This window comes from Nocardia sp. NPDC041819 (assembly GCF_055590505.1).
On sequence record NZ_JBVJAP010000003.1, the window covers coordinates 65019 to 77884 of the forward strand.

The window sequence follows — 12866 nt, forward strand, 5'->3', positions numbered from 1 at the left end:
TGCCGGGCACCGCCGCAACCCGGTCGCCGTTTCGAACAACCGATCTCCGAGAGGAATTCATCGTGACAACCACTGCGGACACCTCCGGCGCGCGAGCGCACGCACGGGCGCAGGCCGCGGCGGCGACGATCGCGGAGCCCGCGCTGCCCGCGGGCGTCTCCGCCGCCGAGCTCACCTTCGCGCAGCGAATTCCGCCGGGCGGCTACACGAACATTGCCCTCGGACGTGGCACCCGGGTGCGCCTGTCCGATCCGGACGGCGCGGCCTGCGCGCACCTGCTGCTGGTGCGCACCGACGCGCCGTGGGAGCGCCTGAACGTCGCCGACACGGTCAAGGTGCCGTGGCAGGCGTATCTGGGCGGCGGTCACCCCCTGCTGTCGGACCAGGGCCGCGTGCTGGCGACCGTGCTCGACGACACCTCCGGCCACCACGACGCACTCTGCGGGCCGACCGCGCAAGCACGCCACCTGCTGCGACTCGCGGGCGCCAAACACGGGCTGGTGCCGCGCGACATCGGGCCGACGGTCTCGTTCTTCCGCGGCGTGCGGGTGGAGCACGACGGCGCGCTCACCGCCACCGGCAGTGCGGGCGCGGGCTCCTCCGTGGATCTGCTCACGCACCTGCCGGTCACCGTGCTGGTGGCCAACTCCGCGCACCCGCTGGACGACCGGCTCGCGACGGACCTCGACTTCGTCGCCTGGGCCGCGCCGGAAGACCTCGCCACACCCGCCAACGACGACCCGGAATACCTACGGGCGGTGCAGAACACCGAACAAGCCTGGACGGCCGCCCTGACCCTGGAGGCAACCGCATGACCACGGCCCGCGCCATCGTGCTCGACGAGACCGTCCCCGCCCGCGCGCCGTGGTCGGCCGTTGTCCACGCGGGCGAGCACCTGGAGATCATCGATCTGCACGGCAACCAGGCGGTGGACTGCCTGCTGTACTCGGCGGCCGATCACGCCGACCGCTACAGCGCGCAGGCCACGGTCGCCGCCCAGCGCAATATCTTCCTCACCACCGGCAGCGCACTACGCACCGACGCGGGCACCACGCTGATGACCGTCGTGGCCGACGACGTCGGCAACCACGACACCATCGCGGGCGCCTGCTCACAGGAATCGAACACGCTGCGCTACGGCAGGCACACCCGCCACCAGCACGCTTGCGTGGAGAACTTCCTCACCGAGGCCTTACGCTGGGGGCTGGGCAAACGCGACCTGGTGTCGAATATCAACTGGTTCATGAACGTTCCGGTCGAGGCGGACGGCACGCTGGGCATCGTGGACGGACTGTCCGCGCCCGGCAAACGGGTCACGCTGCGCGCCGAGATCGACACGCTGGTGCTGGTGTCGAATTGCCCGCAGATCAACAACCCCTGCAACGGGTTCGACCCGACCCCGGTGCGCATGGTGGTGTCGCGATGACCGTCGCCGAGCTACCGGTGGCCGGGTCGGCGCAGGCGGAGACCTCGCGACCCGGCGTGCACGTGATTCGCCCCGGCATGCTCACCACCGTGCAGGACTGGCCGGGCCGGATCGGGTACTGGCACGTCGGCGTGCCGCCGTCGGGGCCGATGGACGATCTGTCGTTCCGGCTGGGGAACCGGGCACTCGGCAACGACGAGGGCGCCGCCGGACTGGAATGCACCCTCGGCGGCCCCGCGCTGCGGTTCGGCGCACCGGCCTCGGTCTGCGTCACCGGCGCCCCGGCGAAGGTGACCGTGGACGGCGTCGCCGTGCCGCAGTGGCGGACTCTACGGGTGCCCGCGGGCGGCGTACTGGACGTCGGCGCGGTGCGCGGACCGGGCATGCGCTGCTACGTGCTGATCGCGGGCGGCATCGACGTACCCGAATACCTCCGCAGCGCGGCCACGTTCACGCTCGGCCGCTTCGGCGGCGGCACCGGCGGCGCGCTGCGCGCCGGTGACTCGCTGCCACTGGGCGCGCACCACGGCCGGGTCACGGCGGGCGTGGCGATGGACGAACAACCCGTGCTCACGCGGCGCTGGGAACTCGCGGTCACCGAGGGCCCGCACGGTGCGCCGGAGTTCTTCACCCGTGCCGACTTCGAGAGCATCGTCGGCACCGACTACGAGGTGCACTTCAACTCCGACCGCACCGGCGTCCGGCTGATCGGGCCGAAGCCGGAATGGGCCCGCACCGACGGCGGAGAGGCGGGACTGCATCCGTCGAACATCCACGACACCCCGTACTCGGTCGGCGCGCTGGACTTCACGGGCGACACTCCCATCCTGTTGGGTCCGGACGGGCCGAGTCTCGGTGGTTTCGTCTGCCCGGTCACCGTCGTGGCGGCCGACCGCTGGAAGCTGGGTCAGCTGTCGCCCGGCGACAGCGTGCGGTTCGTGCCGGTGCGCGGTGACCACGCGGCCCCTATCCGGGAGCTCGGGCGCGCGCGCCGGGCCGCGTGGCCCACCGTGCTGTCGGCGGGCGGCGACGGCGACGACGGGGTGTTGCGCCGCGCCGAGGTCGATGACGAGACCGCGGTGACCTACCGCCGCGCGGGTGACGACGGCGTGCTCGTCGAATACGGCGCCATGGCATTGGATCTCGGCCTGCGCGCCCGCGTGCACGCCCTGCACCAGCACCTGCTCGCCGCGGGCGTGCGCGGGGTGACCGAGTTGACCCCCGGCATCCGTTCGTTGCAGATCCGGGTCGATCCACACGTCCTGTCCGTGCGCGCGCTGCTCGGCCTGCTCGCCGAGACAGAGGCGCGGTTGCCCGCCGCCGACCAGCTGGTCGTGCCGAGCCGGGTCGTCCATCTGCCGCTGTCCTGGGACGATCCGTCCACGCGCGAGGCGATCACCCGCTACATGCACGGCGTGCGCTCCGACGCGCCCTGGTGCCCGTGGAACATCGAGTTCATTCGCCGCATGAACGGCTTGGCTTCCGTCTCCGACGTCTACGACACCGTGTTCGGGGCCGAGTACCTGGTGCTCGGCCTCGGCGACGTCTACCTCGGCGCGCCGGTCGCCACACCCACCGACCCCCGGCATCGGCTGGTCACCACGAAATACAATCCCGCCCGCACCTGGACGCCGGAGAACGCGGTCGGCATCGGCGGCGCCTACCTGTGCGTCTACGGAATGGAGGGGCCGGGCGGCTATCAGTTCGTCGGGCGCACCACGCAGGTGTGGAACCACCGATCCGGTGCGGCGCCCGCGGTTTCCCCTGGCGCGGACCGCACCGCGTCAGGAGACGAAACTCCCTGGTTGTTGCGCTATTTCGATCGCATTCGCTGGTATCCGGTCGAAGCGGAAGAACTCCTCGACCTGCGCGCCGATTTCGCCGCGGGCAATGCGCGGGTGCGCGCCGAAGACGGCGAGTTCCGTCTGGCGGACTACCGGGCGTTCCTGGCCGAGAACGCAGCGTCCATCGAGGAGTTCCGCGCGAAGCAGGCGGAGGCCTTCAGCGCCGAACGGAGTTCCTGGCGCTCGACGGGAGAGTTGACGGATTCAGGACAGAAGCTGCCCTAGCTGTCGGGCAGACTTCTCCCCATGTTGGAAACGTCGGCCCGCCTGCTGCGTCTGCTGTCGCTGCTGCAATCTCCTCGCGACTGGACCGGCGCCGAACTGGCCGAACGACTCGACGTGGACGTGCGCACCATCCGCCGGGATATCGACAAGCTCCGCACGCTGGGCTACCCGGTGGACGCGACGCCCGGGGTTGCGGGTTACCGGCTCGGCGCGGGCGCGAAGCTGCCGCCGCTGCTGCTGGACGACGACGAGGCGGTGGCCGTGGCGCTCGGCCTGCGCACCGCGGCGGGCGGCACCATCGCGGGCATCGAGGACAGTTCGCTGCGCGCCCTCGCCAAACTCGAGCAGGTGCTGCCCGCACGGCTGCGCTATCGCGTGAGCATGCTCCAAGCGGCGACGGTCACCGTGCCCGCGGGCGGCCCGACGGTCGACCCGGACGTTCTCACCGCCGTCGCGGCCGCCATCCGCGACAACCACCGCCTGCGCTTCGACTACCGCACCCACGACGGCGCCACCTCCGTGCGCGCCACCGAGCCGCATCGCCTGGTGCACACGGGCAGGCGGTGGTATCTCGTCGGCTGGGACGTCGATCGCGCGGATTGGCGCACCTACCGCGTGGACCGCCTGCTCCCCCGCATTCCTACCGGCCCCCGCTTCACCCCGCGCGAGGCGCCGGACGCCGACCTGACCGGTTACCTCTCCCGTGGCGTCACGACCGCGCCGTACCGTTACGCCGCCCGCGTCACCCTGCGGGTCGCGGCGGAAGTGGCCGCCGAGCGAATCGCCCCGACGGTGGGAGTGATCGAGGCGGTGGACGCCGAAAGCTGCGTGCTCCGCACCGGGTCCGATTCGCTGGACGAACTCGCGATCTACGTCGCGGGCTTCGGCTTTCCCTTCCGGGTGCACGAACCGCCGGAACTCGTCGCACACCTGCGCGAACTCGCCGCCCGCCTCGGCGCGGCGGCCGGCTGACCCGGATCAGGCCGGGACGGCCGCGACGGCTTCGATCTCGCAGACCGCGCCGGGCACCGCGAAAGCCGCCACCAGCCCCCGCTCTTCGTGGACGCCTCGCGTCCCGGCCGCCGGCGCTGGTGCTCGATGGACCGCTGCGGCGACCTCGGCAAAGTCCGGCGCTAGGTACCGGGGAGTGATCCGGGCCACCGATGTCACAGCTCGCGCCCGCACGTCGTCGTCTCGGTGAAGCGATTGGAACGCCCTATCGACACCGACGAGATCGGAGACAGTCATGACCGCGAAGATCCTGGTCACCGGCGGCACCGGAACCCTGGGCCGCGAGGTGCTGCCGCTGCTGCTCGAGCGGGACGCCGACGTGCGCGTGCTGAGCCGCACCGAACATCGCCCGGACGGCGGCGGGCGCTTCGTCACCGGAGATCTGCTGCGCGACAGAGGCATCGGCGCCGCGGTGGCGGGCGTCGACACCATCCTGCACCTGGCGGGCGACGCCAAGAGCGACGAGGTGGCCACCGCGAACCTGTTGCGGGCCGCTGCCGCCGCGGGCGTCGGGCACATCGTCTACATCTCGGTCACCGCCGCCGAACTGCTTCCGCTGACCTACTTCCGCGCGAAGTTCGCCGCCGAACAGGCCGTCGCCGAATCGGGTATCCCTTGGACCACTTTGCGCGCCGCTCAGTTCCACGATTTCGTGCCCCAACTGGTGGACACGATGCTGAAATCGCCGGTGCTGCCGGTCCTGGGCGGGGTGCGCCTCCAGCCGGTGCACGTGCGTGAGGTGGCGGCCCGGCTGGCGGAGCTGACGGTCGGCGCACCCGCCGGCCGGGTGCCGGATCTGGTCGGACCCGAAGTACTGGGTATGCGCGAGCTGGTCCGCGACTACCTGACGGTGCTCGGCAAGCGGCGTGCGCTGCTGACCATGCCGGTGCCCGGCAAAGCGGGCCGGGTCTATCGCGCGGGCGCGAACCTGGTCACCGATGGCGCCGACGTCGGCAAGCTGACCTGGGCGGACTACCTCGCCGAGCGCCGGGGCGCGGTCCTGGCCGGATGACCCGGCCACTGGATCACACGACGATCACCGTCTTGCCCCGGGCATGTCCGCCTGCGACATGGCCCACCGCCTCGGCGGCCGCGGCGAGCGGAAAGCGCCGCTCGATCACCGAGCGCAGCTTCCCCGCCGCGGCCAGCTCCGCCAGGAACTCGAGATCGGCCCGGCGCGGGCGCATCAGCAACGGGCTCATCGTCTGACCGACCACCAGGCCGGTCAGCGCCACCTTGGCCACCCAGACCACCGGGCCGATCCAATTTCCACCGGGCGAACCCGCCGAGGAGACGAAGACGCCCTTCGGCGCGAGCACCCGGCGGTACGCGGTCAGCGGCCGGTTGCCCACCAGATCCAGCAGGACGTCGTATCGATCGGTGTCCCGCGTGAAATCCGCGGTGGTGTAGTCGATCACCCGATCCGCGCCGAGCGCGCGCACCGTCTCGACGTGGCGCGTGCTGCACACGGCCGTCACCTCGGCGCCGAGCGCCTTGGCGATCTGCACGGCGCTCGTTCCGACACCGCCGGACGCGCCGTTGACCAGCACCCGCTGCCCGGCACGCAGTCCGCCGACGTCCCGCAGGCCTTGGAGCGCGGTCATGCCCCCATCCGGCAGTGCCGCGGCCTCCGCCACGGTCAGCCCGGCGGGAATCCTCGTGAGCCGCTCGACCGGCACGCGCACGTATTCGGCGAAGGCGCCCGCGTCGACCGAACCGAAGACCGAGTCTCCACACGCCACTTCGGTTACTCCCGCGCCGACCTCCACCACGTCGCCCGCCAGATCGTGCCCGATCACCGGGTCTTTCGGGCGCCGCAGCCCGAAACCCAGCCGGATCGCATACGGCTTGCCGGTGAGCAGATGCACGTCACCGCGGCACACCGCCGCCGCCCGCATCCGAACCAGCACTTCGCCCTCGCCCGGGACGGGTCGCGCCACCACCTCCGTCCGGAGCACCTCGCTGGAGCCGTAGCGCGGCGCGACGATCGCGGTCATCGTCGCGCGCTCGCGGGTGGACTGCTGACCATCGGACATGGCGTTCCTCGTCTGCACCGGGCACTTACAGCGTAAGTGCGACACCGCCGACGGTACGCTTACACCGTAAGTGCGTCAAGGAGGGACCCCATGCCCGAGGCTCGCGCACCGCTCACCAGGCAAGCGGTGCTGCACGCCGCCGTCCGGCTCGCCGACGAGCACGGCTCGGCCGCGCTGTCCATGCGACGGCTGGCACAGACGCTCGGCGTCGAGGCGATGTCGCTGTACAACCACGTGCGCAACAAGGACGACCTGCTCGACGGCATCGCCGATCTGGTGGTCGCCGAGATGGCGCCGCCTGCCATCGGCGGCGATTGGAAGGCCGCCCTGCGCGCTCGCTCGATGTCCGCCCACGAGGTGCTGCTGCGTCATCCGTGGGCGACCGGACTGATCGGCACCAGGATCAACGTCGGGCCCGCCATGCTGCGCTACATCGACGCCACCGTCGGCTGCCTGCGCGCGGCGGGCTTCTCCCTGCCCCAAGCCGACCGCGCCTGGAACGCGCTGGACAGTCATCTCTACGGCTTCACCTTGCAGGAGCTGAACTTTCCACTGGAACCGTCGGATTACGCCTCCGCCGCACAGCACTTCCTGCCGCTCATCCCGGCCGACGAATTCCCCCACATGAACGCGCTCGCCCAGCTGGTGATCGACGGAAAGCACTCGGGCATCGCCGATTTCGGCTTCGGCCTGGAACTGATCCTGGACGGCCTCGAACGCCTGCTCGCCGCGAACGCGCGGTGATGCTCAGTCCATCCGGAACGTGGCCTCGGGATTCGAGACGTCCCGGATGACGCGCAGCGCCTCGGACAACGCCGCCAGCTGCGCGGGTGTCAGCAACCCGACGAACCAGCGGTCGACGGCGGCCAGATAGTCCGGCAGCACCTGCGCGAGCCGCGCCGCGCCCGCCTCGGTGAGCACCGCGTAGGCACTGCGCCGATCCCCCGGGTCCAGCTCGCGCTCCACCAGCTCGCCGCGCGCCAGGCGATCGACAAGCCGGGTGACGCCACTGGTGGACAGCGCGGTCTGCACCGCCAGCTCCGACATGCGCAGCCTGCGCCCCGGCGAACGACTCAGCCGCATCAGGGCGTTCAGATCCAGTCCGGACAAGCCGTGCGCGTTCCACACCGTCTCCAGCTTGGCAAGCACGCCGCTGTGCGCCTCGAACAGCAGACCCATCGTCGTCAGGCGCGGGTCGTCGAACAGCTCGTTCAGGTCCATGGGCGAAACCTACCCGACTGTTTCTCCGCGGATAGTTGACAAGAGGAATAAGTGGCCGTAGAAATATGCATACGCATTATTCCTCGCAGCAACTAATGGAGGTTCTCATGTCGTCCACCGCTTGGATCGCCGGATTCCGCACCGCCGTGATCGATCCGGACGAGCCGATCAAGTTCGCGGACTCGTATGCGTTCACCGACCAGACGGTGCGCCAAGTGCTGCACCTGGCGGGCGGCGGTGCGCGAGTGCGGGTCGGGTTGACCAACCGTTACGGGAAGACGCCGCTGACGATCGGGGCGGCGCGAGTCGCCCTGCGCAAGACGGGCAGCGAGATCGTCGCCGAGACCGACACCGCGCTGCGGTTCGGCGGCGCCGAGCAAGTAGTGGTGCCGGTGGGCGGCGAAGTGTTCAGCGATCCGGTGGATCTCGCCGTCTCGGCGGGCACGGATCTGACATTGAGCCTCTACCTGCCCGGACCGACCGGCCTGGCGACCTTCTCGCACCAACCAGGGGAAACCGCCTACATCGCGGACGGCGACGCCGTCTCCGAAAGCGCGCTCGCGGCCGCCGAGGAATTCCCCGGACGGTTCTACGTGGTCGGCGTCGACGTGCTCGCGCCCGCCGAAACGCCGGTGGCCGTGGCGTTCGGCGATTCCTGGTTCGAAGGCGTCGGCACCACACCGGGCGCCGATCGCCGGTCGGTGGACGTCCTCAACACACGCCTGAACCGAGGCTGGGTGGTCAACCAGGGCATCGCGGGAAACCGGCTGCTGCTCGACCGAGTGGGCGAGGCGGGCCTGGCGCGCTTCGACCGCGACGCGCTCGGCGTGCCCGGCGTGACCAGCGTGCTGATCAACTTCGGCATCAACGACCTCGGTCTCGGCGGCATGACCGGGCAGCCCCCCGCCACCGCGGACGAACTGATCGCGGGCTTCACCGCCCTGGCGCGGCGGGCGCACGCGGCGGGGCTCACCGTCCACGCCGCCACGATCGGCCCCTACGCCGGCGTCATCTACGAAGGCCTGCACGTGGCCGAGGCGCAGCCGGCCCGCAGGCGCGTGAACGAATGGCTGCGCGGCACCGATGTCTTCGATTCGGTGTTCGACGTAGCGCGCGCGGTCGAGGATCCGGCGCGGCCCGACTTCATCCGCCCCGAATTCGACAGCGGCGACGGCATGCACCTCAATGACGCCGGGGCGCGGGCGATGGCCGAAACCGTGGACGTGGCGGCACTTTTCGGCTGAGGCGGTGCGCCACCCGCTAAGGCTCCAGGCCGCGCAGCACGATCTCGACGCCGCCTCGGAATTCGTCGTCGGCCGACATGCCCTTGGCCTGGCCCGCGGTCTGCGCCAGATGCGGATAATCCGCGGCGGGGAGCTCGGCCATCACGATCGTGCCCCGCCCCGGCAACGGCGCGTAGTGCTTGTTCTGGAGGTAGCCGATCAGGAAGGCGACCAGCGTGCGCTGGGCGATGACGCGGGCGCTTCCGGTGAATCCGCCCTCGGTGAGCACGGCGAGCATCGCTTCCATCACGCGCAGCGATTCGACCGACGACTGCCGATGCCGCAGCACGATCGGCACGGCGGCCGGATGGGCCGAGAACCCGTCACGGATATGTTCGAGCAGCACCGTCACCCGCTCTTTCCAGCCGCTTCCGGCGGGGAGCGACGTGTCGATCGACGCGAAGACGTGGTCGGCCACCAGCACCTCGAGCGCATCGCGGTCGCGCACATAGCGGTACAGGGCCATGGTGGCCATGCCCAGTTCCCGGGCCACCGCGCGCATGGTCAGTGCGGACAGCCCGTCGCGATCGAGCACGGCGAGCGCCGCCGCCGCGAGATCGGCGGTGGTCAGCGAGCGAGGACGGGGCACGGATTGACAGCGTACAAGCTACGCGCATACTGGTCGTAGGCGTACGAAGTACACCTACGAGAGGAGCCCCCATGTCGCTGCCGACCACCGTCTCCGGTCGCACCCTGGTCACCATCTCCGGCGCTCGAGTCGGGATACCGGATCCCGATGACCTGATCCACCTCCAGTTCCGCCGCTTCGCCGGATGCCCGGTGTGCAACCTGCACCTGCGTTCGATCGTCAACCGCCGCGACGAGATCGCCGCCGCCGGCATCCGCGAAGTGGTCGTCTTCCATTCCGGCGCGGAGGAATTGCGCAAGTACACCGCCGAGTTGCCGCTGGACGTGATCGCCGACCCGGACCGCGAGCTCTACCGCGAATTCGGCGTCGAGACCTCACCCCGCGCGCTGCTCGACCCGCGCGGCTGGCCCGCGATCCTGCGCGGCGTCGCCCACGACACTTACGCGACCCTGCGCCGCAGGCAGGTCGCCCCGCCCGCGAAACCCGATGGCGGCAGTCTCGGACTGCCCGCCGATTTCCTGATCGCTCCCGACGGTCGCGTGCTCGCCGCGAAGCACGGCACGCACGTCTACGACCAATGGTCGGTGGACGAACTGCTGGCGCTCGTCCCGGCGGGGCGTGAAGCGTGAGGATCGCCGCAAGACCGTCGTCGGCGCGGGCATTCGCACTGCTCTGCGGCGGATTGCTCGCCGGTGCGTTCGGCTATGGCGCGGTCAACGTCCTCTACGCGTTCCGCGAGGTCCCCCTTGATGTGCGCTTCACCTTCCACACCGCCCTGATGAGCGTGAACGGCGTGGTGCTGCAGTCGCTGATGGGCCTGACCATCCTGAGCACGCTGGTGCTCGCCGCCCGTGCCACCGACCGGTCACGCCTGCTCGCCGGTATCGCGAGCGTGCTCGCTGCCGCCGCGTTCCTCCTCACCCGCCTCGGCAACGTCCCGATCAACCAGAAGATCAAAGTGTGGGCGGTCAGCGGCCCGCCCGGCGACTACGCGGATATCCTCGGCCGCTGGGAAGCGTTCCACTTCGCCCGCACGGCCTGCGCGCTGGTGTCCTTCCTCCTCGTCGTCCTGACCACCCTGCGCCCGGCGAAAGAAGCACGCCGAACGCGTTCTGCTCGACTGACCACCGTCACCGGAGACCACTGAAACCGCTGCGCGAGTAGCCACGGTCGAGAGGTCCTCTCGCACTTCGCCGCGCCCCTGTGCCACTCGCGACGATTCGAGAATTGGCGCACCTTCGCACGAATCAACGCCGCGCTGCCGATGCTCGGTGCGGGAGAGCCGATCTCCCGGGTGGCGCACGCGGTCGGCTACGGCACCGTGAGCGAGTTCATCACCGCGTTTCGACGCGATATCGGCACCGCTCCCGCCGCGTACTTCGGCGGGAGCGGTGCCGATCCGGTGCGGATCTGACGGATCAGGCCGGTTCCGTCAACCGGGCCGGACGAGCCCGCTTGCCGCGCAGGTGATCCACGCCGAAAGCGAGCACAGAGGCGACCACCGCGATGCATCCGATCGCGGCGCCGAGGCCGACCATCGAGTTGAGCCCGTCGATCGACGCGGAGGTCGCGATGTGTGACAGGTCCGACGCGATCGGCTGGAACTGCGCGGGCAGCCCGTCGGCCACCGAACGACCGGCGCCGGAGCCCGCCGCCTCCAGGAACTGCTCACGCAGCGCCGACGGGACGGCTCCGGGCAGGGCGTCGAGCCCGTCGGCAGCGGAACCGCGCGCCGAGTGGTTGAACATGGCGCCCAGCCCGGCCACGCCGACCGCGAGGCCGACCTGCCGAAGGGTGCCGAAGGTCGCGCTGGCCATGCCCGCGTTCTCGTCGGAGGCGAAGGTGAGTGAGGCCGCCTGGTTGACGGCCGTGATCGCGCCGAGTCCGAGTCCGCCGATCACCATTCCGGGCAGGAAATGCGTCCACGAGTCGTCGGAACCGAAGTCGCCGATCAGCCAAGTGCCCAACGCGACCATGCCCATCGTGACCGGCAGCGATACCGCGAACGGGACCCGCTTCGCGAAGACCATCGCCAGCGGCGCGCTGATCAGCGCGGCCACGCTCACAGGCAGCAACCGCAGGCCCATCTGCAAGGGCGTGTACCCGAGCGTGTTGATCAGGAACACCGCCAGGTAGTTGCTCGCGGCCATCAGCGTCGCCATGTGTCCGATCGAGACGATGGCCGTGCCGGTGAATCCGCGCTTGCGCACCATGGACACGTCGAGCAGCGGGTGCTCGGCCTTGAACTGCCACGCCGCGAACCCCACCAGCAACACCGCTGCGGCGGCGCCGAGCCCGAGCACCGTGGCCGAGGTCCAGCCCAGCGAGTTGCCGCGGGTCAGCGCGAATACACCCGTCACCAGGCCACCGGTGAGCAGCAGCGACCCCGGCCAGTCGGCCCTGCGCCCTTCCATCCGCGCCGACTCGGGCATCCGCAGCACGGCGAGCACGCCGATGAAGATGCCGATCGGGACGTTGATGGTGAAGATCGAGCGCCAGCCGAACTGGGTGACCAGCGCGCCGCCGAGCACCGGGCCCGCGACGGTCGCACTCGCCATGACGGCGCCGTAGATGCCGATGGCCTTCGCGCGCCTGCCCGCGTCGGGGTAGGCCACCGCGAGCAGCGGCAACGCCGTCGCGAAGATCATCGCCGAGCCGACGCTCTGCACCGCGCGCAGGAGGTTCAACTGAAGTATGGTGCCTGCCAGCGCCAATGCCAGCGACGACGCGGTGAACACTGTCATGCCCGCGAGGAAAAGCCGCTTCCGGCCGAACCGGTCGCCGAGCGTGGCGAAGGTCAGCAACAGTCCCGCCATCGGGATGGCGTAAGCGTCGATGACCCATTGCAGTCCGTCGATGGACGTGTCGAAGTCGGTGCGGATATCGGCGAGCGCGGCGGAGACCACGGTCAGGTCGAGCATCATCATGAAGATGGCCCCGCTGACCATGAACAGCACCAGCCCGGCGCGCAGCGGACTTGCGGACGAGTCGTCCGGCTTGCGGCCGGATGAGGTTGCGATCGTGGACATGTCTTCCTTATGAAGTTCGCGCACCACCCGCGGGACCGCGTGCGGGCGAGTCCATTACGGACCGAGAAGGACGGGAAACGCGACCTGAGCCGCGCCCCCGACACTATCTACGCCCCCAACCTCCGTAAATGACGTATCAAGACAAACAATTTCGCGCAGCGGCCAACCTGGGCGTCGACGAGTGGCACATAGCCGTCGCGTC

The 12866-nt window shown here is 70.2% G+C and carries 15 protein-coding genes; 11 read left to right on the forward strand and 4 right to left on the reverse strand.

Going from position 1 to position 12866, the window contains the following annotated elements:
• Positions 1 to 62: 62 nt before the first annotated feature.
• From ACZ6DL_RS12300 to ACZ6DL_RS12325, 6 genes are all read left to right on the forward strand, one after another.
• On the forward strand, positions 63 to 815 hold the full coding sequence (locus ACZ6DL_RS12300) for a DUF1989 domain-containing protein (protein WP_466050622.1): 753 nt from the start codon (positions 63 to 65) through the stop codon (positions 813 to 815).
• A complete protein-coding gene (locus ACZ6DL_RS12305) occupies positions 812 to 1426 on the forward strand; it encodes an urea amidolyase associated protein UAAP2 (protein WP_466050624.1) in 615 nt (204 codons plus the stop codon). The genes ACZ6DL_RS12300 and ACZ6DL_RS12305 overlap by 4 nt, the downstream gene beginning before the upstream one ends.
• Complete coding sequence (locus tag ACZ6DL_RS12310) at positions 1423 to 3495, forward strand: 5-oxoprolinase/urea amidolyase family protein (RefSeq protein ID WP_466050626.1); 2073 nt, start codon at positions 1423 to 1425, stop codon at positions 3493 to 3495. Before ACZ6DL_RS12305 ends, ACZ6DL_RS12310 begins: the two co-directional genes overlap by 4 nt.
• A gap of 21 nt (positions 3496 to 3516) precedes the next feature.
• Positions 3517 to 4467: a helix-turn-helix transcriptional regulator gene (locus ACZ6DL_RS12315; RefSeq protein WP_466050628.1), complete on the forward strand. Its 951-nt coding sequence runs from the start codon at positions 3517 to 3519 to the stop codon at positions 4465 to 4467.
• 87 nt (positions 4468 to 4554) lie between these two features.
• Positions 4555 to 4632, forward strand: a complete 78-nt coding sequence (locus ACZ6DL_RS12320; protein ID WP_466051293.1) for a CGNR zinc finger domain-containing protein — start codon at positions 4555 to 4557, stop codon at positions 4630 to 4632.
• Positions 4633 to 4741: 109 nt separating this feature from the next.
• Entirely contained in the window at positions 4742 to 5518 is a 777-nt protein-coding gene (locus tag ACZ6DL_RS12325; RefSeq protein ID WP_466050630.1) for an SDR family oxidoreductase, read from the forward strand.
• A gap of 13 nt (positions 5519 to 5531) precedes the next feature.
• Here ACZ6DL_RS12325 and ACZ6DL_RS12330 read toward each other — a convergent pair whose 3' ends face one another.
• The gene (locus tag ACZ6DL_RS12330; RefSeq protein WP_466050632.1) at positions 5532 to 6542 is read right to left on the reverse strand and encodes an NAD(P)-dependent alcohol dehydrogenase; all 1011 of its coding nucleotides are present in this window, start codon (positions 6540 to 6542) and stop codon (positions 5532 to 5534) included.
• Between the two features lie 90 nt (positions 6543 to 6632).
• Between ACZ6DL_RS12330 and ACZ6DL_RS12335 the strand changes: the two genes are divergently transcribed.
• The gene (locus ACZ6DL_RS12335) at positions 6633 to 7286 is read left to right on the forward strand and encodes a TetR/AcrR family transcriptional regulator C-terminal domain-containing protein (RefSeq protein WP_466050634.1); all 654 of its coding nucleotides are present in this window, start codon (positions 6633 to 6635) and stop codon (positions 7284 to 7286) included.
• A gap of 3 nt (positions 7287 to 7289) precedes the next feature.
• On the opposite strand, the gene ACZ6DL_RS12340 is transcribed toward ACZ6DL_RS12335, so the two are convergent.
• Complete coding sequence (locus ACZ6DL_RS12340) at positions 7290 to 7763, reverse strand: MarR family winged helix-turn-helix transcriptional regulator (RefSeq protein ID WP_466050636.1); 474 nt, start codon at positions 7761 to 7763, stop codon at positions 7290 to 7292.
• A gap of 107 nt (positions 7764 to 7870) precedes the next feature.
• On the opposite strand from ACZ6DL_RS12340, the gene ACZ6DL_RS12345 reads away from it, so the two are divergent.
• Positions 7871 to 9007: a GDSL-type esterase/lipase family protein gene (locus ACZ6DL_RS12345; RefSeq protein WP_466050638.1), complete on the forward strand. Its 1137-nt coding sequence runs from the start codon at positions 7871 to 7873 to the stop codon at positions 9005 to 9007.
• Between the two features lie 16 nt (positions 9008 to 9023).
• Here the strand turns inward: ACZ6DL_RS12345 and ACZ6DL_RS12350 are convergent, their stop codons facing one another.
• Positions 9024 to 9635: a TetR/AcrR family transcriptional regulator gene (locus ACZ6DL_RS12350; protein WP_466050640.1), complete on the reverse strand. Its 612-nt coding sequence runs from the start codon at positions 9633 to 9635 to the stop codon at positions 9024 to 9026.
• Between the two features lie 71 nt (positions 9636 to 9706).
• Here ACZ6DL_RS12350 and ACZ6DL_RS12355 point away from each other — a divergent pair, with 71 nt between their 5' ends.
• The 3 genes from ACZ6DL_RS12355 to ACZ6DL_RS12365 are packed head-to-tail and all read left to right on the forward strand — an operon-like array spanning position 9707 to position 11049.
• On the forward strand, positions 9707 to 10264 hold the full coding sequence (locus ACZ6DL_RS12355) for a peroxiredoxin-like family protein (protein ID WP_466050642.1): 558 nt from the start codon (positions 9707 to 9709) through the stop codon (positions 10262 to 10264).
• The gene (locus ACZ6DL_RS12360; protein ID WP_466050644.1) at positions 10261 to 10782 is read left to right on the forward strand and encodes an anthrone oxygenase family protein; all 522 of its coding nucleotides are present in this window, start codon (positions 10261 to 10263) and stop codon (positions 10780 to 10782) included. Before ACZ6DL_RS12355 ends, ACZ6DL_RS12360 begins: the two co-directional genes overlap by 4 nt.
• 54 nt (positions 10783 to 10836) lie before the next feature.
• Positions 10837 to 11049, forward strand: a complete 213-nt coding sequence (locus ACZ6DL_RS12365; RefSeq protein ID WP_466051295.1) for a helix-turn-helix domain-containing protein — start codon at positions 10837 to 10839, stop codon at positions 11047 to 11049.
• Positions 11050 to 11053: 4 nt separating this feature from the next.
• On the opposite strand, the gene ACZ6DL_RS12370 is transcribed toward ACZ6DL_RS12365, so the two are convergent.
• Positions 11054 to 12664 (reverse strand): MFS transporter, encoded by a 1611-nt coding sequence (locus ACZ6DL_RS12370; protein WP_466050646.1) that lies wholly within the window; start codon positions 12662 to 12664, stop codon positions 11054 to 11056.
• Positions 12665 to 12866 lie beyond the last annotated feature (202 nt).

Bases quoted from the DNA above. Each gene is read 5' to 3' on its own strand.
- ACZ6DL_RS12305 (WP_466050624.1), top strand. From the start codon at position 812: ATGACCACGGCCCGCGCCATCGTGCTCGACGAGACCGTCCCCGCCCGC.
- ACZ6DL_RS12310 (WP_466050626.1), top strand. From the start codon at position 1,423: ATGACCGTCGCCGAGCTACCGGTGGCCGGGTCGGCGCAGGCGGAGACC.
- ACZ6DL_RS12315 (WP_466050628.1), top strand. From the start codon at position 3,517: ATGTTGGAAACGTCGGCCCGCCTGCTGCGTCTGCTGTCGCTGCTGCAA.
- ACZ6DL_RS12325 (WP_466050630.1), top strand. From the start codon at position 4,742: ATGACCGCGAAGATCCTGGTCACCGGCGGCACCGGAACCCTGGGCCGC.
- ACZ6DL_RS12330 (WP_466050632.1), bottom strand. From the start codon at position 6,542: ATGTCCGATGGTCAGCAGTCCACCCGCGAGCGCGCGACGATGACCGCG.
- ACZ6DL_RS12335 (WP_466050634.1), top strand. From the start codon at position 6,633: ATGCCCGAGGCTCGCGCACCGCTCACCAGGCAAGCGGTGCTGCACGCC.
- ACZ6DL_RS12340 (WP_466050636.1), bottom strand. From the start codon at position 7,763: ATGGACCTGAACGAGCTGTTCGACGACCCGCGCCTGACGACGATGGGT.
- ACZ6DL_RS12345 (WP_466050638.1), top strand. From the start codon at position 7,871: ATGTCGTCCACCGCTTGGATCGCCGGATTCCGCACCGCCGTGATCGAT.
- ACZ6DL_RS12355 (WP_466050642.1), top strand. From the start codon at position 9,707: ATGTCGCTGCCGACCACCGTCTCCGGTCGCACCCTGGTCACCATCTCC.
- ACZ6DL_RS12370 (WP_466050646.1), bottom strand. From the start codon at position 12,664: ATGTCCACGATCGCAACCTCATCCGGCCGCAAGCCGGACGACTCGTCC.